Origin of the sequence: Sphingobacterium faecale, from assembly GCF_016746095.1 — a bacterium.
GTDB lineage: Bacteria > Bacteroidota > Bacteroidia > Sphingobacteriales > Sphingobacteriaceae > Sphingobacterium > Sphingobacterium faecale.
Map to the genome: position 1 here is coordinate 127524 of NZ_JAERTY010000010.1, position 21454 is coordinate 148977.

15 protein-coding genes are annotated in these 21454 nt (G+C 39.7%); 5 read left to right on the forward strand and 10 right to left on the reverse strand.

Annotated elements, in window-relative coordinates; all coding sequences use genetic code 11:
- Positions 1 to 22 precede the first annotated feature (22 nt).
- Positions 23 to 916, forward strand: a complete 894-nt coding sequence (locus JKG61_RS18015; RefSeq protein WP_202104352.1) for a GLPGLI family protein — start codon at positions 23 to 25, stop codon at positions 914 to 916.
- Between the two features lie 143 nt (positions 917 to 1059).
- A complete protein-coding gene (gene dnaK / locus JKG61_RS18020; protein WP_202104353.1) occupies positions 1060 to 2964 on the forward strand; it encodes a molecular chaperone DnaK in 1905 nt (634 codons plus the stop codon).
- A 63-nt stretch (positions 2965 to 3027) separates the two neighbouring features.
- Here the strand turns inward: dnaK and JKG61_RS18025 are convergent, their stop codons facing one another.
- Both JKG61_RS18025 and JKG61_RS18030 read right to left on the reverse strand, forming a co-directional pair.
- Positions 3028 to 3942 carry a sugar phosphate nucleotidyltransferase gene (locus JKG61_RS18025; protein ID WP_202104354.1) on the reverse strand — a complete coding sequence of 305 codons (915 nt, stop codon included), beginning with the start codon at positions 3940 to 3942 and terminating at the stop codon, positions 3028 to 3030.
- 146 nt (positions 3943 to 4088) lie between these two features.
- Entirely contained in the window at positions 4089 to 5636 is a 1548-nt protein-coding gene (locus tag JKG61_RS18030) for a helicase HerA-like domain-containing protein (RefSeq protein WP_202104355.1), read from the reverse strand.
- Between the two features lie 195 nt (positions 5637 to 5831).
- Here JKG61_RS18030 and JKG61_RS18035 point away from each other — a divergent pair, with 195 nt between their 5' ends.
- The 3 genes from JKG61_RS18035 (at position 5832) to JKG61_RS18045 (ending at position 8680) form a co-directional block, all read left to right on the forward strand.
- Positions 5832 to 6200, forward strand: a complete 369-nt coding sequence (locus tag JKG61_RS18035) for a hypothetical protein (RefSeq protein ID WP_237249535.1) — start codon at positions 5832 to 5834, stop codon at positions 6198 to 6200.
- Between the two features lie 111 nt (positions 6201 to 6311).
- Positions 6312 to 7886: a SulP family inorganic anion transporter gene (locus tag JKG61_RS18040; RefSeq protein WP_202104356.1), complete on the forward strand. Its 1575-nt coding sequence runs from the start codon at positions 6312 to 6314 to the stop codon at positions 7884 to 7886.
- Between the two features lie 146 nt (positions 7887 to 8032).
- On the forward strand, positions 8033 to 8680 hold the full coding sequence (locus JKG61_RS18045) for a carbonic anhydrase (RefSeq protein WP_202104357.1): 648 nt from the start codon (positions 8033 to 8035) through the stop codon (positions 8678 to 8680).
- A gap of 77 nt (positions 8681 to 8757) precedes the next feature.
- Here the strand turns inward: JKG61_RS18045 and JKG61_RS18050 are convergent, their stop codons facing one another.
- From JKG61_RS18050 to JKG61_RS18085, 8 genes are all read right to left on the reverse strand, one after another.
- Positions 8758 to 10263 carry a Gfo/Idh/MocA family protein gene (locus tag JKG61_RS18050; RefSeq protein WP_202104358.1) on the reverse strand — a complete coding sequence of 502 codons (1506 nt, stop codon included), beginning with the start codon at positions 10261 to 10263 and terminating at the stop codon, positions 8758 to 8760.
- A 16-nt stretch (positions 10264 to 10279) separates the two neighbouring features.
- Positions 10280 to 11293 carry a Gfo/Idh/MocA family protein gene (locus JKG61_RS18055; RefSeq protein ID WP_202104359.1) on the reverse strand — a complete coding sequence of 338 codons (1014 nt, stop codon included), beginning with the start codon at positions 11291 to 11293 and terminating at the stop codon, positions 10280 to 10282.
- Between the two features lie 22 nt (positions 11294 to 11315).
- Positions 11316 to 12473, reverse strand: coding sequence for a hypothetical protein (locus tag JKG61_RS18060; RefSeq protein WP_202104360.1), 1158 nt, complete (start codon positions 12471 to 12473; stop codon positions 11316 to 11318).
- A gap of 87 nt (positions 12474 to 12560) precedes the next feature.
- Positions 12561 to 13823: a sugar MFS transporter gene (locus tag JKG61_RS18065; RefSeq protein ID WP_202104361.1), complete on the reverse strand. Its 1263-nt coding sequence runs from the start codon at positions 13821 to 13823 to the stop codon at positions 12561 to 12563.
- 11 nt (positions 13824 to 13834) lie between these two features.
- Entirely contained in the window at positions 13835 to 15010 is a 1176-nt protein-coding gene (locus JKG61_RS18070) for a DUF4998 domain-containing protein (protein WP_202104362.1), read from the reverse strand.
- 81 nt (positions 15011 to 15091) lie between these two features.
- The gene (locus tag JKG61_RS18075; protein WP_202104363.1) at positions 15092 to 16264 is read right to left on the reverse strand and encodes a DUF5000 domain-containing lipoprotein; all 1173 of its coding nucleotides are present in this window, start codon (positions 16262 to 16264) and stop codon (positions 15092 to 15094) included.
- A gap of 32 nt (positions 16265 to 16296) precedes the next feature.
- On the reverse strand, positions 16297 to 18198 hold the full coding sequence (locus JKG61_RS18080; RefSeq protein ID WP_202104364.1) for a RagB/SusD family nutrient uptake outer membrane protein: 1902 nt from the start codon (positions 18196 to 18198) through the stop codon (positions 16297 to 16299).
- 10 nt (positions 18199 to 18208) lie between these two features.
- A complete protein-coding gene (locus JKG61_RS18085) occupies positions 18209 to 21427 on the reverse strand; it encodes a SusC/RagA family TonB-linked outer membrane protein (protein ID WP_202104365.1) in 3219 nt (1072 codons plus the stop codon).
- Between the last annotated feature and the right edge of the window lie 27 nt (positions 21428 to 21454).

Below are 21454 nucleotides of genomic sequence, written 5' to 3' on the forward strand. Positions count from 1 at the left end.
AACAGTAGAAAAGGAATTTATCATGAACAAAATAGTAGTATTAACTATCACAAGCCTCTTACTTTGCATATCTGCCCAAGCCCAGTATGCTTACTTCGGCAATAGAGGAACAATTTCGTTCGACAAAGTGGTCTATACCAGAGCACAGACGAGAGAGATGATGAAAAAATTTGATGATATGTCCACTAATGGAATGGGAGGAGGCCGGCACTTTTGGGGAGGCGATATCAATACGATGCCCGACTCCCGGACCGAACGTATGACCATGCATTTTGACGAGTACGGTAGTTTATTAGTACCAGAAATAAACGATGAAGAAAACAAAGACTCACGTAATCAACCTCGAATAAGTGGAGGTAGAGCCGGTAGAGGTGGAGGTTCCATGGGAGCAGTCACCATGCGAGGTGGCGGTGGTGCGATGGCAATGCGAAGCGCCCGTACCAGAGGAGGCTCTTCTAAAGTGCTCTATCAAAATTTAAAATCAAATACAGCAGAAGTACAGGTTGAACTAGATGACAAATATATCCTTAAGGACTCCTTAACAGAGGTTACCTGGCGTTTTACAGATGAGTATCGTAATATTGCAGGATTTGAATGCCGCAGGGTAAATGGGGCAACCGCAGACTCCTTGTACCTAGTAGCTTTTTATACCGATCAAATCCCCGTATCCGCGGGGCCGGCATTGAGTCATGGTTTGCCAGGCATGATTCTAGGACTGGCCATTCCCGAAATGCATATCCAATACTGGGCTACAAAGGTGGATTATCATAATGACACTGTCCCCACAGATTGGAGAGATAAAAAATCTAAAGCAATGACATTGGATGATTTCTCCAACTCTATTGGCAGATTCTTTCAACGCGGAGATGACAGTGGATCCGCTAAAAAGAGAATTTTAGAACAAATAATCTATTAAAAAAGACATTTTGTCATTTTACTATGTCACATTACAGACATTTTGTAGTTCTTTTTCACTTTTTTTAGGCAAACATTTTGTTGGCATAAGGGTTGTTGTATTACAATCAAAACAAATAACTTGTAAAAACAATACATAAGAATATGTCTAAAATTATAGGAATCGACTTAGGAACTACGAACTCATGTGTAGCCGTTATGGAAGGTAATGAGCCAGTAGTAATTGCAAACAATGAAGGTAAACGTACAACTCCTTCTATTGTGGCATTTGTAGATGGTGGTGAGCGTAAGGTAGGAGATCCTGCTAAACGTCAAGCGATCACAAACCCCCACAAAACTATATACTCTATCAAACGCTTTATGGGTACTTCATATGATGAAGCTTCCAAAGAGCTTTCACACGTACCTTATAAAATAGTAAAAGGTGATAATAATACGCCTCGTGTAGAGATAGACGACCGTAAATACACACCACAAGAAATCTCGGCAATGACACTTCAGAAAATGAAGAAAACTGCTGAAGACTACTTAGGTCAAGAGGTGAGCCGTGCTGTAATTACTGTACCTGCTTATTTTAATGACGCACAACGTCAAGCGACCAAAGAAGCCGGTGAAATCGCGGGTCTAAAAGTAGAACGTATTATTAACGAACCTACTGCTGCAGCTTTGGCTTATGGTCTTGATAAAGCAAATAAGGACATGAAAATCGTTGTATTCGACTGTGGTGGTGGTACACATGACGTTTCTGTTCTTGAATTGGGTGACGGTGTATTCGAAGTTAAAGCTACCGATGGTGACACTCACCTTGGTGGTGACGATTTTGACAATGCAATCATCAACTGGCTGAATGACGAGTTCAAAGCAGAAAACAATGGTTTCGATCTGAAAAAAGACGCTATGGCGTTGCAACGTTTGAAAGAAGCTGCTGAGAAAGCAAAAATTGAACTTTCGAGCACTTCATCTACGGAAATCAACTTACCTTACATCACTGCTGATGCTACAGGTCCTAAGCACTTAGTGCGCACATTGTCACGTGCTAAATTTGAAAGTTTGGTAGCAGACCTAGTTAAACGTACCATCGAACCTTGCCGTACAGCATTGAAAAACGCTGGTTTCAGCACATCCGACATCGACGAAATTATCCTTGTGGGAGGTTCTACACGTATACCTGCTATTGTAGATGCAGTAAAAGAATTCTTTGGGAAAGAGCCTTCTAAAGGTGTAAATCCTGATGAAGTTGTTGCATTAGGAGCAGCAATTCAGGGCGGTGTATTGACAGGTGAAGTAAAAGATGTATTACTGTTAGACGTTACTCCTCTTTCATTGGGTATTGAAACTATGGGCGGTGTAATGACTAAATTAATCGAAGCAAATACCACTATCCCAACTAAAAAATCAGAAGTGTTCTCTACAGCTTCAGACAATCAGCCTTCTGTAGAAATCCACGTATTGCAGGGTGAGCGACCTATGGCTTCACAAAACCGCACGTTAGGACGCTTCCAGCTAGCTGATATTCCTCCTGCTCCACGTGGTATTCCTCAGATTGAGGTAATCTTTGACATTGATGCCAATGGTATCATCAAAGTATCTGCTAAAGATAAAGCAACCGGAAAAGAGCAAAACATCCGTATTGAGGCTTCTTCGGGTCTTTCAGACGAAGAGATCCAAAAAATGAAACAAGAAGCAGAAGCTAATGCTGAAGCAGACAAAAAGATAAAAGAAGAAGCAGATAAAATCAATGCTGCAGATGCCTTAGTATTCTCTACAGAAAAACAATTGAAAGAATATGGGGACAAAATTTCTGCCGACAAGAAAGCTCCTATTGAAGCAGGCTTAGAGAAATTGAAAGCGGCACATGCGGCAAGAAATTTCACGGATATAGACACGGCTTCCGAAGAACTACAAAACGCATGGAATGCAGCTTCTGAAGAAATGTACGCTGCTTCGCAACAAGGCCAACCTCAAGGTGGAGAACAAGCTGGACAGGCTGGAAATAACCAAAGCGGTGCTGATGATGTTCAGGATGTAGACTTTGAAGAAGTAAAATAAACTTTAAAATTTCAATAAAAAAAGCGCTAATCACTTAGCGCTTTTTTTATTGAAAAACATTGTTTAAAAAAGCTTTTCAGGATAAGCCCCTTCAGCCACAAGCTTAGAGATGCTCTCCTTTACAATAGGCTTATCTTCCGAATAAGTCACACCAAACCATTTAGAAGAAGTTGGAATCACCTTAAAATCAGCCAAGCCATGTCTTACCATATAATCAGGCACAGATGGAATAAAAAATTCGGCTTTAAGATTGTCAGCATTTTCTTCCACAAATTTAGGAAACATAGATAATGCCACCTCGAATACCTTCGGAGTAAATCCCCAGAAATTCATAGAAACACGCGTATCAGGTGCAAGTTCCGTTTCAACCCCTCCCTCTTCATACACAATCTTTTTATCAACAGTGCTATCGGCTTTATAATAAATATTAGTACGCTCCGTGACGCTATCCATATGACCATCAGTTGAAACTTCACATACGCCTCTAGAAACATAGCCATAGTCCGACATCGTATTTCCGACCTCGAATCCCATCAATGACATATGAGTATCAGACACTTCATTATTTAAGAAGTCAGCCATTTTCACAAAAGAATCTGTACCGTAAAAATCATCTGCATTAATTACACAGAAAGGTTCATTTACAAGATCCTTTGCGCTTAGTACGGCATGAGCTGTTCCCCAAGGCTTCGTACGTTCAATAATACGATCAATACCAAATTTTGTCAAATCAAAGTCTTGAAAAGCGTATTCAACATCAATCAATCCGCTGAATTTAGTGTCGAATTTTTCCCGCATGATATTTTCAAACTCTTTACGGATAATAAAGATTACTTTTCCGAACCCAGCTCTTATAGCGTCATATATAGAATAATCGATAATAGTCTCACCATGAGGTCCAAAACTATCTACCTGTTTTAAAGATCCATAACGACTTGCCATCCCAGCTGCTAAAACTAACAAAGTAGGTTTTCCCATAATATATAATAAGTTATATGCTTTTTTTACTGAGCACAAACCTACATAAATTCATTTTCATGTGCAATATAATTGTCTCATATCAATGAATTTATGAGATTTTACCCTGTGACCGAAACTTTTAAACAAAAGAGCTAAGTTTATACCTACTTCTTCTTAAAAAAGGCATTTAATAAACCATTGGCTAACTTTCCAATCAGTTTCACACCTTCTCGGGCCAATGTTCTACTAGCCTGGGTTTGAGCAGCCTCCAATGGAGTCTGTCTCCTAGAACGTGTAGCTATTGGTCGATTAGCCTGTTTTTCCGCCTGCTGACGACTCTTTTCTTCCTCCTTCACTCGGTTAGCTGTCAATAGCCGTTCCTCTAATATTTCGGAGGCTGTACGCCGCTCTACGCGTTCCTGATATTTGGAAAAAAAAGAGGAAGTCGTGACCAATTCTTCATAATGTGGAGCAGAACAGGGTCCCATAATAGCCCGAGCAGGAACTAAATGTGTAGCTACGACCTCCGTGGGAATCCCCTTATCATTCAACACGGTTACCAGTGCCTGACCTGTACCCAGAGATGTCAATATTTTATCGATCTGATAAAATTCCGAAGTCGGATACGTCTTCACCGTCTTCCTCAGATTGTCCGCATCATTGGGCGTAAAAGCTCGCAGTGCATGTTGTATACGATTACCCAATTGCCCCAACACACTCTCGGGAATATCCGTAGCCGCCTGCGTACAGAAGAATACCCCTACTCCTTTTGAACGGATCAAACGAACAATCTGTTCAATCTGTGTTAAAAAAGCCTTAGAGGCACCATTGAACAACAAATGTGCTTCATCAAAGAAAAAGACTAGTTTGGGTTTATCCAAATCCCCCACTTCTGGCATTCTTTTGAACAACTGTGCTAATAAACTCAGTAAAAAAGTCGAAAAAAGTAAGGGCTGGTCTTGGATGTCAGAAATATTCAATAGCGAAATAACGCCCTTGCCATCTACCTTGCTAAATAGGTCATTGATATCAAATTCCTTCTCACCAAAAATATGCGATACACCTTGTTGTTCAATCGCTACGATCTTTCGCAATATAGCCCCCGAACTAGCGGTACTGATCCGACCATAATCTTCTTTGATTTCATCAGCTCCTGGTCCATCAGAAAGATAACTCAACAGCCTCTTCAAATCGGTAAAGTCAACCACAGGCAACTGCGTGTCTTCCGCATACTTAAAAATAGCACTCAGCACCCCAGATTGCGTATCGTTTAAATCCAAAATCCTTGACAACAGCACTGGCCCAAAATCCTCCACGGTCACCCGCATAGGCGCTCCCAGCTTTCCACTCAACGAAAACAGCTCTATTGGAAATTCAGACGGCTCAAAAGGTATCCCTACAGCGAGCCCACGTTCGAGCAGTGCATCATTCGTCTTACCAGCTTCAGCCAACCCTGAAAGATCGCCTTTGACATCCAACATAAAAACAGGTACTCCTGCGTCTGACAGCTGCTCGGCCATCAGTTGCAACGTACGTGTCTTTCCGGTTCCCGTCGCTCCGGCTATTAGACCATGACGATTCATCATCTTCAAAGCCAGATTAACCCTTGCATCTGTCACAACCTCACCATCCAATAAGCCCGATCCCAGTTGAATAAAGGCTCCTTTAGGATTGTAAGAAGCTAAGATCTTATCAATAAACTGTTGTTTCATCGTATCAACAAATTAGTATTTGTGTTACCTAATTTATAAATAATAGATCAATAATCTTAATAAAATTATTCCTGCAATAGCAACACTTTACCACAAGCGCTACAAAACAGCTTTTATTAACAACTTTTGTAAAATTTATATAATAAAATTTCAAAAAACAACCCAATTACCATTTTTTATTTTATTTTTGTCAAAATGAGTTGGGTAGAAAACATACATATGTTTAATAAAGCAAAGCGAATCTTAGCTGCCAAGCTATGCTTTTTTGTCTTCTTTACGAAGATGCTTATTTCTGCTACCCCTATGTTTATAGATGTACTAGACAAAGGAACAATATTACAGGTCGTCATGCAGCTCGAAGTAGAGCAAACCACAAAGGGATCCAATAGCAATAATGAAGACCTACATGAACATGGAGTTAAGGTTTTCAAACCGGATGCCATAGATTATCTTGCATTCAACCCTTCCATCGAAAACAACGGAAAACAGCGTAACTATCTCCGTAACGAAAAGAGCATCTGCAGTTATCATCCTTCTGTACCGACTCCTCCCCCTAACTGTTAAAATCAACTTTAAAGAACTTAAAACCTATTTGCTTCATATTTTACAATATTGAGCGTGGGTATATAGTGTACATTCGATTTAACACAACACAGTAAACATTATTGATTTTTTATGTTAGGAACACGTATGTCCGCTTTTCTCAAATTATCGAAAAGGGACTTAAAATATGATTTTTCTGCAAGTATTGTGGTATTCCTTGTGGCCTTACCGCTATGCCTAGGCATCGCTATGGCTTCTGGAGCCCCCTTATTTGCAGGTGTATTAACTGGGATAATCGGTGGCATTGTAGTCGCCTCAATTTCAGGATCACAGCTCAGTGTAAGCGGCCCTGCCGCAGGTCTCACCACCATTGTATATGGTGCGATACAACAATTAGGCGCTTATGAAACCTTCCTCCTCGCCGTTGTCATTGCTGGTATAGTTCAGTTGTTTTTAGGGATAATAAAAGCTGGAATGATTGGCAATTTTTTCCCTTCGGCTGTCATCTTAGGAATGCTGACCGCTATTGGTATTACCATTATATTAAAACAATTGCCATTGGCTTTAGGTATGACAGAATCGCACGCCTTTGAGGTTGAAAACGGAGGTGGCATAGGCGCATTTACAGATACAGTCTTTTCCACGGTCAATATAGGAGCTACGATTATCTGTCTACTCTCACTAGCTATATTGATATATTGGCCAACTTTAAGAGGACTCAACAAGCTTCCGGCTCCACTTGTAGTGGTGATACTGGGCCTAGGCTTGGGCTATGCTTTCCAAGGAACTTCCTTTGCACTCATCAACGGATCCACACACTTTGTAGCGATCCCTACAGTCTCCTCTTTTGAGGAGTTTACAGGGTTATTCATTTTTCCGGACTTCACACAGATTGTGAATGCAGAGGTATGGACAGTAGCTATCACTATCGCAATAGTAGCAAGCTTAGAGACTCTGCTCAGTATCGAAGCCGTCGACAAATTAGACCCTTTGAAAAGAGTATCCCCAACGAATAGAGAACTTGTAGCCCAAGGTGTGGGCAACATGACTTCAGGCTTTCTGGGAGGTATTCCTTTAACCTCCGTTATCGTACGGTCATCTGCCAATGCAAATTCCGGAGGACGTACGCGTCAATCCGCTATCTTACATGGTATTTGGCTATTATTGGCAGTTTTAGCTATTCCATTTGTCATCAATTTAATACCACTGGCCTGTTTAGCAGCCATCCTGTTGCACACCGGATACAAACTAGCTAAACCAGCACTGTTCAAGGCCATGTACAACAAGGGGCTAGATCAATTTATCCCCTTTATTATCACCGTTGTTGCCATCGTCGCTACTGACTTACTAAAAGGTGTGGGAATAGGTATCCTCGTAGCTATGTTCTATATTTTTAGAGCCAACATACAGAATGCATTTATTTTCAACTTCACGAAAGATTCCGAAGCGGATAAAACTGGGACCACAAAAGTAGTCATTACCCTTGCCGAAGAAGTGACTTTTCTCAATAAAGCGGCTATACAAAAACAGCTATACGACTTACCTAAGGCTGTAAAATCGGTCACTATAGACGGCCGAAACAGCAAGTTCCTTGACAAGGATGTAATTGAGGTCATCAAGGACTATGAGCAGAATGCGCTCAGCAAGGGTATGGAAATAGCACTCGTAGACATTACATACAAAAAGCAGCCACAGGAGCAGTTTTAAAAGACGACCACAAACAACTGAAATACAAAAGTATAAACAAAAAAACATCACCAATGTGAGAAAATACAAGGTGATACATAATAGAATTAAATTCAAAATACTGTAACTTGGACTCGTTTAAACGGTTCATAAATTAAAACAAGAACATGGAAAATAAAGAACTGGAATTAGGTTTTCAAAGAATAAAACAAGGCAACAAAGACTGGGTTGATTTCGTAAGTAAAGATACGACTGGCAGGTTCCAGCAATTGGCCAAAGGGCAGAACCCAGAGATCCTATGGATCGGCTGCGCCGATAGCCGGGTTCCTGCCAATGAAATTACTGGGACAAAACCAGGCGAAGTCTTTGTGCATCGTAATATAGCCAATATGGTGATTCATGCCGACATGAGCATGTTATCTGTTCTGGATTATGCTGTAAATGTTTTGAAAATAAAACAAGTTATCATCGCAGGACACTATGGTTGTGGGGGCGTTGCAGCAGCTTTAAGCCGTCAACAATTTGGCATTATCGACAACTGGCTCTGTCATATTAAAGATGTATACCGTATCCATGCTGCCGAAATAGATGCTATTGAAGATCATGACAAAAAAGTCGATCGCTTGATCGAACTCAATGTTAAAGAACAGGTTTTCAATCTTTGTACAACATCGATCATCCAAAATGCGTGGAAACAGCGAAATGATCTAGCGGTCCACGGAATGGTTATCAACATCGGTACTGGCGAACTAACAGATCTTGGTTGCACATTTACCAGCAATGACGACTTAGGAGACGTGTTTGCTTATAAATAAGCCTCTAAAACCAGCATAAAGGGTCATACAACATGTGTTGTATGACCCTTTATAGTGTACTAACGTCCTATTTAAATTTAAGTATTCTTTGGCATATCCGGTAGTTTAAACCCATTTTTATATTCGGGTCTAATCCATCTTTTCGCAGCGTCCAAGGCGTTCAACGATATCTGCTTTCTATTGAATACGGGATCCCCATCAATCACATTAAACTCATCCACAGAAACTACACTAATTTCTTCTGTCGGAGAAATATTCGTAAATTCCATCTTCTGACCATCCCACAATAAATCCCTATTCAAACCTTGCAGGCGCACTGCTAACATCCCCATGACTACCATCTCATTAAATGGCCCTGAAAAGCCAAAGTGAGAACTGGATTCCTTCCGATTCGATTTGGATTCTTTTGAAGCGCGTATCCAATCTCGCTCATGGGCATTAGAATTCCAAATACTACCATTACCGCCCTTTATACGAGTTATCCACGGCTTTGGTTTCTGAAAGCTCTCCATCGCAGTTAAAGGTAATAAGGTCGCATTTTCTCCATAACACCCTGTCATGATTTTACCCTTCTTGCCTACGAATATTATTCCTCCGTTTGGATCCCCCATCATGACCCCATCCGGTAATTCTGCTGGTCTATCAGGCAGCAACCCTCCGTCATACCAATACACATTGACTTCCGGCATATTCACATTTCCCTTCCTACCTCGTGCAGGGAAAGTATATTTTACTTTCTCGGCATGTGGCGGTGAATAGAGATTGCTTAAAGTTGAACTCCCATTGACTTTGATTGGATACTTTAAGTCTAAAGCCCAATATACAGGGTCCATAATATGACATGCCATATCCCCAAGAGCCCCTGTTCCAAATTCATACCAACCTCTCCAGTTCCATGGAGTATATACGCTATTATAATCCATATTGTCACGATGCGCAAGAAATAGATCCCAGTCCAAAGTAGAAGGAATTGGCATGGAATCCTTCGGTTTCATCAAACCTTGTGGCCAGATAGGACGATTCGTCCAACAATGTACTTCGTATACTTCCCCAATGGCATCGGATTGAATCCATTCAGCGATATCTCTACACCAATCCCATGAATTACCTTGATTACCCATTTGGGTGGCTACCTGATAGTGTTTTGCAAGCTCCGTAAGCAACCGAGATTCGTACACAGCATGGGTCAAAGGTTTCTGTGTATAACAATGCTTGCCCATAGTGATAGCATGAGCTGTTACAGCCGCGTGTGTATGATCTGGAGTAGCTACCATTATAGCATCTATAGATTTGCCAAATTCATCAAACATTGATCTCCAATCCTTATATCTTCTTGCTTTCGGATAGTCCTTGAACGTCTTATCAGCATATTTCCAGTCAACATCGCAAAGTGCCACGATATTTTCTGTATTCATATTGGCCAGATTTCTACGTCCCATACCCCCTACCCCCACACCTGCGATATGGAGTTTGTCACTGGGCGCAATATGTCCTAGAGTTTTTCCCAAAACATTACTTGAGACAATACTAAAACCGGTAATCACAGAGGCGTTTTTGATAAATTTTCTTCTTGATGTTTCCATAATTTAAGTTTACATATTATTTAAGCTTGATTTCCTTGCCATTCTTGGCTTTACTAACATCTGCAGCATGCATGAACTGGAATATTTCTAAAGTTTCTTCGATATAAAAAGGTGGAATCCTTGTCTCAAAGAAGGTTAATATTTTATCTACTAAAGGCACATATGTAGTAAAAGGACCCAATGGTGAAATTCCTTTTTCTCCAAAGGCCACACCAGAAATACTAGCAGCCCCTTTGCGTATACCACGAACTGTGCCGACTCGACCGTCAGTCCACATTCCTACCAGCATATCTGTACCCTCTGTGTGTACACGTCTCACCGATTGACATCCTGGCCCCATGACTGTAAAGAGCATCTCTACACCATGAATACCATACCATGCCATATCAAGATGTCCTGGATCAATCTCAGCTGGGGTGTAGACATCTGCTCCCGTCACTGGGCCTATTGCACCATTCTTGACTTTGACAACATTAGTATCGTAACGTAAGGCCGATGATGAAAAAAATGGAGTTTGGTGATGTTTTGACAATGCAATGATCTCTTTAACATCCTTCAAACTACCTGCTAATGGTTTGTCGATAAATACAGGTTTCTTTTCAGAAAAAACAAGCTTTGCCTGCTCCAAGTGTACTTTACCATCGTTGGATTCCAATAAAACAAAATCAACATTCGCCAGCAATTGTTCAATACTGTCCACAATTTCGACCCCCAGTCTTCTGACAGCATCGATTACACCTTGTTTCATATCTAACGCTGATGCAATGTCTTTACTACCATGTGGATAAGCTGCTACGACCTTAAAACCACGGCTTTTCAACTCCCCTTCGTTAATAATTTTCGAAAACACTTCGCTATGGGAGGTATCTAATCCTATAATTCCGATTTTATGAAAGGATTTTCTACTGACTTTATGTTCCATCGAAAAGGATCTTTGTGGATTAACCACCGATCCCACACTACTAACTATAGCAGTAGTAGCCAACATCTTCTCTAAAAAAATACGTCTTGACAATTTCTTTTTCTTCATCTGGATATTTTGGTTTAAGTTTTCAATTGGGCCAAAGCCCCTGCTTTTTACTAAAAGCATATTCATAAGAGGTATTCGTATAGTAACCCAACTCTTTGGAATACTCCATAAACTTCAGCCACCATGCCGGCACACGTACACCGATCCCTGGGTTATGATAAGATAAAGAGGTAATATCAGCTTGGACCCCCACTTTTACTTGCGGATTGGCCTGTTCGATAGCTTCTTTAGCATATTTATATCCTTTAATATAATCGATAGGCAATGTGGGGTTTCCCCATTCCTGATAGGAGGTCTGTACAAACATGACATCGGGCTTCACCTCCTTCGCTATTCTTGCTAAATCCAGCCCATAATGTTGTCTTATTTCAGAAACAGATCCCCCCAATACTGCAATAACCCAAGATGCAAAAACCGTTGTAGGACTTACTCTACGGACCACATCTTTGACACGACGATTAAACTCCAGTATAGCATCAACCCGGAAGTCCTGCCACTTAGAAAACAACTCCGGATTATTGTAAATAGCATCAAAAGTCAAAATCTCATCGGGGCTATTTAAAAAATCCCTTGTGAATTTTGTTCTCGCAAATAAACTAATATCTCCGTAGTGCCCATTGGTATGGATTGTATTCCATTCCGGAAAATAAGACTCTGCAAAGCCTATCCCTTCAAAATCATAATTTTTAAAAATACGTTCTATACGCCTTTCCTGCCATTGAATATATGCTTCCTGATGAAAAGAATAAAACCTTAGATTTTGTTCAGCAAAAGGCGTTATAAACTCCATTTCCCACTCCTTCGGTAATTGGTCATACATACAGTTGCCGGGTAACATCAGCCAAATAGCGATATCATTTCGTTTCAATGCATCTAGATAAGCGGGTCTGAATAAGTTATCATCTTTTTGTCCATCCCAACTGTTAACCACAAGTAGATGAACAGAGGTTATCTTAGCTTTCTTTAAATCCCTAATCAGACTATCTGGACTAATATTGCATGAATATAATACGCTTGGGTCAATCTGAATAGAATTTCCCTTAATTTTCTTAAGATTTCTAGCATTAGTACTATATACTTTTTCTGAAGCTGACCCAACACGGGACTTGTATCTATCTTGAGCCTGAATCAAACTCGAGGATAAGCCTATAAAAGCCACTAAAATCAAGCACTTTAGCACTTTTAGATTAAATTGACGACACAACATATTATTATAACTATTAATTAATCATCGACGGCATACACAGACAATCTGACCAGAAAGCCCTTAACATGATTCCCTATAACCATTCCAACCATAATAGGCTATAAAAGCAAAACAAAACACAGGGATAATAAAAGCAATCTCCCAAGTAAAACGATCAAGCACTAAACCTTGCAAGTATGGAATAAACGCGCCGCCCACAATAGCGGTGGATAATAGTCCAGAAGCTCTTGTAGTCATACTTCCGAGACCATTAACGGCCAATGAAAAGATAGTTGCAAACATAATACTATTACAAAGCCCAACACAGACCATCATCCACACCGAAATGTACCCCCCAGTAGATAAAGACATAATAATCAAAAACATAGCAACAATAGAAATAACAGTTAATATTCTATTTGATGCAAAATATTTTAAAAAGTATGCCCCTACAAACCGCCCTACTAACATTCCTCCCCAATAAAGAGACAGATAAAAATTAGCATTATGATCAGATATACTCAATCGATCGGCAATATAATTTGTCAAAAATGTGCCGATCGAAACCTCAGCTCCCACATACAAAAACAACGCTATGACTCCAAATTTTAAGTTTCTATGTTTGAATAAGGTAAAGGATAAGGCTTTATCTTTTTTCTCTGAATTAACTTCTCCAACTTTTTTGGGTGTTTCAATTTTCGGCATTTTGAGAAAAAAGACAATCAAACTAATAAAAAAAAGAACGATCCCTAGAAGCACATAAGGTTTGACTAAAATTTCGCTGGATTGTATTGAATTATCCATCTTAGACAGTACAAAATGTGCCCCAAAAATTGGTGCCAATGTGGTTCCTATTGAACCGACCCCTTGAATCAAAGTAAGACGAGAGGCTGCTGTTTCTGGCTTTCCCATTACCGTTATATATGGGTTAGCAGCAACTTGCAGCAGTACAATACCAATAGCCACAATAAATAACGCTAATAAAAACAATGCGTACTCATGGAAGCGTGAAGCTGGAAAAAACAACAATGCTCCGACTCCTGCTATTGCAAACCCCAACACCATACTCGTTTTATAACTCAACTTTTCCACTATCCGCCCTGCAGGAATTGAAATCAATCCATAGGTCAGAAAAAAATAGAACTGAACTAAAGATGATTCCGCATAACTCAACGAGAAACCTTGTTTGAAAAAAGGAACTAAAGTATCATTAAGTACCGTTACGAAACCTATTAAAAAATACAACACTGCAAGGATACACAACCCAACAACATAGTTGGATTGTGCTTTTTGATTTGAAATTGTATCAACCGTATTCACTTCTTGTATTACGTTAAATGCCATAGTGTTACTATTTATTTTATAATCTTTTTGAAAGTACTTCCAATCTCATAAAAGGTGAGTTCAGATAGCATTACGTTCATAACTCCCCCCCAAGTTGAGTTCACTTTAAACCTTATGTACTGATATTGATCGATATTCCCCACAAATGTCTGGTACTCTCCAACTCGACCGACGGCTATATCTTCTGCTGTCAGTCCCGCTGAATTTGAAGGCTTTACGGACTCGTAGCTTCCCAACAAATGCCATCCATCAAAACTACCATCACTATTAGGATCATTAGATCCATAAATCTCATAAGTTTTTGGCGCCCCTGATGAAAATAGCCAAGCGTCCGCATGAGAAAGTTGATTGACCCGAACCTTGCTCAACGTCTTTTTCTCTCCCAAGTTTATGGTAAACCAATTCGGAAGTTTCAAATTAGGCGCATTTTCACTTACATAAAAGATATGATCAACATGATTTGATATTCCGTCCCAAAGGTTTTTGATTCCCCACGAATCAAAAAGCGGTTGATAGGTATCCGTAGGCAAAGGATAGTGTTTGAATTTTGCTTTATCTGACTCCTTTTCAGACAGTACTTCTTCAAATTGTTCGGCCGGTGACGAAAACTTATCCACAAACAGCGTATCGGGTACATAATATGACTTATAGGTAAACTGGCCCCCTTGCGGAAAATCGGGAATAATTGACAACTCGTCCGAAGCAGGAAAAACTAATGTTCTCGTCATATTCTTATTATCTATATATTGTACTTCCACGCTCTCCAAAGTTTCATCAGCAGGTCCCCAAAGAACCTCAACATCACTCCCTTCTCTATTTATCAGCTTATAGGATCTATTATATAACGACCCTGCGTACAATGCCCCATATGACCGTCCCACCACTTCAGTGCGTATGGAAGTATTTCCCTTATTGTCATACTGGAGCACTTCAAAATTATAAGAACCTTCTGGGAGGTTGCTAACCATCACCTTTACAGTATCTATATTCTCTGTCTTATTCAACTCGCCTTCAACAGAATCTGCTCTATTGTTCCAGTACACTTTGTATTTTCTTACTTTAGGATCCGATATTAGCAACCATTGCAGCTGAATACGATCTCTGCCTACAAAAGCTTTTAAAGAATCGGCTTTGCTGATGTATATTTTTTCCCCTCCTTCCAAAAATTCAGCGTAAGTTGAATCCATTTTTTTACAACCGATCACTGTAAAAACAAACAGCAAAACTACCGGTATATATAATTTAGAATGTATCATGGCTATCATATTTTAATCAACTTGTTGTCCCCATAATGTTAACTCCGACAATGCGATATTTACCCTTGCCCCATATGTTCGAGTGGTTTTGAATCGTATATAGCGATAAGCTGGTAAATTAACAGGAAAATCATAGTCTTCTCCCGCTATGGCTACGCGAATATCTTCATCGCTCAAACTTCCCGTTGGCAGACCAGAAGGTTTTACTGACGTATAGTCACCCAACTTGGTCCAAGAGTCCCATTCGCCATTCTGAGAAGGATTATTACTGCCCCAGATCTCAAATGTTAAAGGTGTACCTCCCGTATACATGAACGACTTATCGTGATTTAACTGATTCACGCGAATGCGGCTAAAAATATACTTTTTGCCAAGATCTATCGTAAACCAGTTAGGCAGAGCTAAATTTTCAGGCTTAGATGGATGTCCCCAAAAAATCTTTGAGGTCGTATTGTCCCATAAATTTTCTAATGCCCAAGAGTCAAATTCGGGAATATAGGTATCATTAAACAACTTCGCATTTTTCCAATCGGATTTGTCAATAATCCGTTCATACAATGGTGTCATTGTTCGTTTCAGCGTATCGGATGAGTTATTCCACTTATCCGAAAAATAAAACGCAAACTCCGTAGATACATTTTCCAGTCCCCGAATGGAGTATCGTTTCTCTGGAGCATTAGAATACAATCTATCATAATTAATCCAGTTACCTTCATTATCCTTTATCATCGTATGTAAAATCAACTCCGCTTTGTCAGTATTAGAAAACACAGCATGTACCCCACCAAAAGTCTCGCTAACGTTTAACGTTTCGAAGACATCATGAATTAAAGCAGATAAAGGGTGAATATCAACCTCTACAGGGGCAGAACTAACTTCTGAACGCGATACCGAATACAGCTGGACATGGTGCTGCTCCGATCTACCAAAACCCTCAATTTCAATATAATTAGTGTATGTTGAAGCTTTTACCGATTTTTTCTGTCCGTTAGAAAGTATATATTCACCTCTTATGTACAATATATTTGGATCATCAGGCAGACTGTAGTATACTTTAGCTGCACCAGGTAAATTTTCAACATTAACAACTTTTATCTGTTGGGGAATTGCCCCATTGTTCTCTAATGGTTCTTGCTTATCAGCTGAGCAAGAGAAACCTATACTTATTAAAAGTATAAATCCCATAAATCTTAAAATATTTTTCATAATATAAATTGCTACCAGCCGGGGTTTTGAACTAAATTCTTATTCACAACGATATCGCTCTCTCTTATTGGCCAGAAATAATCCTTCAACCCAAATTTTTGAGAGAACAGTAGTTTTCTTCGGTAATATGATGCTGAAGAAGATTGATCAACATCCCAACCATATATGGGAGAATTCAGAATTTCAGGGGCAAGCTTCCATCTTCTCAAATCCCAGAAACGCTCACCTTCTAATGCCATTTCAATCATCCTTTCCCGCTGAATAATAGAACGCAACCCTTCTTTGGAGTTAAACTTATTCGGATTTTTTGAAAAATCTGTCCAAGCAGCCTTTACCCCTTTTAAACCAGCTTTGCTACGGACCAAATCAATATACTCGAACGACTTATCGTTGGGGCCTGAAACTTCATTTAAAGCCTCTGCATATAATAAATAAAGATCAGATAACCGCAACATAACCCAAGGCCAATTGATAGAGGTATAGGTACTGGTATTCTGAGATGTATTGCTGATATTTATATACTTTTTAGCATAATAACCAGTAACAGAATGCCAGCCCACACCTTCTTTCCCACCTATCTGCTCACTCTTGATTTGTAAATAATGAGGATTTGTATCGTCGTAGCGGCCATTCCCATACCAGATCCCTCCATCAAACCCTAAAGAACCATAAAACCTTGACTCTCTATCGAAATTTAATACGGCAGTCGTATAACCTTCTTTGATTTTAAAACGATCCTGGGACTCTGCGGTTCTTATAGAAAACCGATCAGTATAAGGATAGGTAATATCTTCGTCTATTGGAACACCATTTTTCGTATAAAAAAGTTCTGCGATTTTCATCGTTACCCCAATACTTCCATTAGGTTCTGAATTCCCCATATTACTACGTTCCAAAACCCGTGGAGCAGACCAGACCTGCAACTCTCTGGTATTGCTTAACGTATTAGCCCATATTATTTCCTTATTCCAACGTTCAGTAAGGGTACCCCTATTATTTAACTGAATACGTGTTTCCTCCGAAATATTTCTAGTTTGTTGGGTCAATTCAAATTCAAACAAATCATATCCAGCTTCCCTACATAGGGCAATCGCATCTTCACAAGCCTTAACTGCCGACTCCCATTTCGTTTGATTCTGTCCATCTAGATCGAATAAAGCCTGCCCATCTTTATTCTTAAAACTACTATACTCGGTATTATTATTGAACAAAGGACTCGCAGCATACATCAGGACTTTAGCTTTCATCGTCAATGCAATCGGTCTAGTTATTCTACCCAACTCAGCATTTTCATCACGTACTTCCAAAGGAAGATCCTGCGCAGCCCCGTCCATTGTAGACACCACATAATCAAAAACTTCTTGAACGGGTTTTCTAAAGACTCTTACTGCTTCTCCAGAAGCTGAAATGGGTAGATTTTTGTCTACAATAGGAATTGGCCCATACATGCGTAAAAGATAGAAGTGGTAGTAGGCTTTTAAAAATTTAACCTCAGAGCGCCATTGTTCCCTTTCCATAAAATCGATATCTGGAACTTTGTCCAAATTTTCCAAGAAAATGTTACACTGACTAATAGCCTGCCACAAAGCTGTTGAGTTGTTATATCCATTCCAATAGTCAAGCAATGGATTATTGATATTCTGCGTTCCTAAAGCTACCTGCCAATTTGCCCACCATGATTTGTCCGTCGACAACCATAATTCATCTCCGCCAAACAGACCTGGGTCTGCGTACATATTTCCAGATCTGGGCAAAAATGAATAGCAGGTAAATAAATATTTTTCCGCCGTGCTACGCATCCTAAATGCATAATCTATAGTTGCAATATTATCAGGGACAATATCTAAATATTTTTGACATGAGCTGGAACCAACAATAAGACCAACTAATAGAAATAATTTTAATCTTTTCATCTTCTGCGATTTAAAAAGTCATATTTATACCCAAATTAAAGACACGCTGAAGAGGATAACCTAATCCATTACCACCCATCTCAATATCCCATAACTTGAATCCACTAAACAGTAATAAATTGGATCCTGAAACATAGAAGCGTGCGGTTTTAGCTTTAATTCTACTGGTTATTCTTTCTGGTAAACTATAGCCTAATTCGGCTTGTTTCAACCTTAGAAAAGCGCCATTTCTTAACCATTTTGTACTGGATTGCACATTGTTGGTCTGACTCTCCGTACTTAGTCTTGGCCATAAAGCATATAAATCAGGATTATCCATCGAATAATGACTATCCGCAAAAGCTTTTAATATTTGCTTGCCACCTACAAACGGCTCTAGGTTTACTGCACCTGCACCTGTATCAGTAAAACCTCCTAACCAAAAAGAAGATTGTGCGGATCCCTGTAAAAATGCAGAAATATCAAAACCTTTGTACCCTAATGAAATTCCCCCTCCATAAATTATCTCTGGTGTTAATGGCAAGCCAATAGGCACCAAATCTAATTCTGAGATCTGTCCATCACCATTGACATCTTTATATTTTATATCACCCGCAATATTTTTTACCCCAAAATTTTGTATTGGTGAATTGGCCACTTCATTATCGTCCACGAATAATCTTTCTGCAATATATCCCCATGGCTGGCTAATAGAATATCCGACACGGGATCTCCACCATTCCTTTTCATAAGTCGGCTCTTCAAAAACGCTAACTTTATTGGAAGCATAAGTAAAGTTTCCACGTGCTTGTATCCATATGCCATTATCATAGGTGTCGCTATAATCCAAGGAAAACTCCACACCACTACCTTTCACTTCACCAACATTGGCCCTAACTGGCGCAGTTAATCCCATAGTGCTTGGGATATCTGCACGATCCATAAGGATATTCGTACGTTTCTCTTTAAAGTAATCGACAATAAAATTCATCTTATTTAAGAGGCCTAATTCCAGCGCCACGTTGGTTTTGTAAGATTTTTCCCACGTAATGTCGGTATTAGAATATCGAGTTACGTTAATACCATTTAAACCACGACCATACTCTCTACCAAAATATGCGGCCCTTGCTGCATTATTCATATCCACATTAGATAAATAGAAGAAACGATCATCAGCTAAACCGATGGCATCATTACCCACCAAACCATAAGTTCCCCTAAGCTTGAAGTTTGTAAATATAGGTTTAAGGGTTGACCAGAACTGCTCATTCGTTACGTTCCAGGCTAAACCAAATGATGGAAAAAAACCAAATCTTTTATCTTCATAAAACCGTTCCGAGCCGTTATATCCAAAATTGAACTCCGCAAAATATCTGTTATCATACGAATAGGTCCCCCGACCCGAAATACCCATGTTACGAGATGGCAATGACAGCTGTAGACTACCCGCTCTAGCATCTGTACCGGATCGCAATATAGAGACCAACATGGCAGAAATACTATGCTTATCACCGAATACTTTGTTATAATTCAGTGCACTTTCCATATAAAAAACGGAGTTTTGCTGCCGTAAATCGGGATTTAATGTGAAGCTCAAGAATTCCTCACCGGAAGCTTCGTTCAGTGCCTCTAATGAATATTGCAAAGTTCTTTTATCATAGGAAGTTAGTGCATAAAAGAAGGGTTTATAGGCCCGTTCAATATCATAACGAGATACGCGATTGGTATTAAACATCGTTCTAAATTTCAATCCTTCCACCAAGAAATCTAAATCCTGCTTTAATTCTAACTGCGCCATCATTAAAGAACGAGTATAATCCTTGTATCCCTTCACCATATCCGCATAAGGATTTAAGTAAGACCGTCCCTTTACTCCACCAAAAAGTATGTGCTGCACGTGTTTGTGATCTTCATCGATAGGATAAAAAGGAAGAAAATCAACTGGATTAGACCGAATTACAGTTTTGTAAACCTCTGCACCCCCTTGCAATGGTCCTGTGTAATCGTCAAAGTTGCCATTCAATCGAACGATTAGCTCTGTACTTTTTGTCAAATTAATGTTCACGTTGGCGCGTAACGTATAACTCTGTAAATTGATATTATTGTTAAAATTATTGATTCCATTTACACGTAAAACACCATTATCTTTAGCATATGAACCTGCCACATAATATCGGGCAACTTTCCCACCTCCATTCACATTCAAGTTATAACGGTGATTTATTGTATTTTCCTTAAACAGATACCCCCTCCAGTCCACCGAAGGAAAAATGATAGGGTCTACCCCTTCACGGGTCATGTCAATTTTCTCTCTACTATACAGTGGTACTTCAAATGGATTCCTAGCATACTGTGCTTCATTATAAAGCTCCATATAACGGACAGGATCTGCAAATTCCACATTTTTTGTAGGTGCTGACAGTGAGCTTTCTGCTCTAAAAGAAATACTAGCAGCACCCTCTTTACCTTGCTTGGTAACTACATAGATTACCCCATTTGCACCTCTCGCTCCGTACAACGACGTCGCAGAAGCGTCCTTCATAATGGTAAAACTCTCAATATCATCTGGCCTCAAACGAGCTAATTCCGTAGTACTAAGCTCCATCCCATCAATTAATATCAACGGATCCACCTTTCCTGTACCAAAAGAAGTAACACCTCTGATAAAAAAATCAGCATTATCTTGCCCTGGCTCACCACTTCGTTGATACGCAATAATACCTGCTGCCTGACCAGCCAATGCCGTTGTAAGATTAGAGGAAGGAATACGCAAGTTGGATGGCTTGATTGTACTGGCGGCCCCTACTACTTCAGACTTTTTTTGCGTTCCAAAAGCAACGACCACCACCTCATCTATGTCACTGACGGCCTCCTTCAGGATAACCTGCAAAAAACTCTGATTACCTACCAACACCTCCTGACCTACATAACCTCTGCTCGTAAAAATCAACACAGCGTTATTGGGGACATTAGTCATAGTAAAACTCCCCTTAATATCTGTTTTCGTAGTCAAACTAGCATTCTGGAATTTGATAGTCACTCCAGACAAGGCATTACCCAAGCTATCTTGGACTACTCCTTTCACAGATATAGCTTCCTGTGAAAAACCGGAAACAAAAAGAACCAAAAAAGCTAACACGAGAGCTGCTTTCTTCAGTTCGTAGAGAACAAGCATAGACTTGTTCTTCTCTAAAAATCTGCAAATATCCTGCACATTTTGAGATTTTAATAAATAATTTGGTTTAATCATAATTTTGGTATTAAAAGAGATTATACA

What these genes read in the sequence shown, in the direction of transcription:
- JKG61_RS18015 (WP_202104352.1), top strand. Translation starts at nt 23, where the DNA reads ATGAACAAAATAGTAGTATTAACTATCACAAGCCTCTTACTTTGCATA.
- dnaK (WP_202104353.1), top strand. Translation starts at nt 1,060, where the DNA reads ATGTCTAAAATTATAGGAATCGACTTAGGAACTACGAACTCATGTGTA.
- JKG61_RS18025 (WP_202104354.1), bottom strand. Translation starts at nt 3,942, where the DNA reads ATGGGAAAACCTACTTTGTTAGTTTTAGCAGCTGGGATGGCAAGTCGT.
- JKG61_RS18030 (WP_202104355.1), bottom strand. Translation starts at nt 5,636, where the DNA reads ATGAAACAACAGTTTATTGATAAGATCTTAGCTTCTTACAATCCTAAA.
- JKG61_RS18035 (WP_237249535.1), top strand. Translation starts at nt 5,832, where the DNA reads ATGAGTTGGGTAGAAAACATACATATGTTTAATAAAGCAAAGCGAATC.
- JKG61_RS18040 (WP_202104356.1), top strand. Translation starts at nt 6,312, where the DNA reads ATGTTAGGAACACGTATGTCCGCTTTTCTCAAATTATCGAAAAGGGAC.
- JKG61_RS18045 (WP_202104357.1), top strand. Translation starts at nt 8,033, where the DNA reads ATGGAAAATAAAGAACTGGAATTAGGTTTTCAAAGAATAAAACAAGGC.
- JKG61_RS18050 (WP_202104358.1), bottom strand. Translation starts at nt 10,263, where the DNA reads ATGGAAACATCAAGAAGAAAATTTATCAAAAACGCCTCTGTGATTACC.
- JKG61_RS18055 (WP_202104359.1), bottom strand. Translation starts at nt 11,293, where the DNA reads ATGAAGAAAAAGAAATTGTCAAGACGTATTTTTTTAGAGAAGATGTTG.
- JKG61_RS18065 (WP_202104361.1), bottom strand. Translation starts at nt 13,823, where the DNA reads ATGGCATTTAACGTAATACAAGAAGTGAATACGGTTGATACAATTTCA.
- JKG61_RS18070 (WP_202104362.1), bottom strand. Translation starts at nt 15,010, where the DNA reads ATGGATTCAACTTACGCTGAATTTTTGGAAGGAGGGGAAAAAATATAC.
- JKG61_RS18075 (WP_202104363.1), bottom strand. Translation starts at nt 16,264, where the DNA reads ATGGGATTTATACTTTTAATAAGTATAGGTTTCTCTTGCTCAGCTGAT.
- JKG61_RS18080 (WP_202104364.1), bottom strand. Translation starts at nt 18,198, where the DNA reads ATGAAAAGATTAAAATTATTTCTATTAGTTGGTCTTATTGTTGGTTCC.
- JKG61_RS18085 (WP_202104365.1), bottom strand. Translation starts at nt 21,427, where the DNA reads ATGATTAAACCAAATTATTTATTAAAATCTCAAAATGTGCAGGATATT.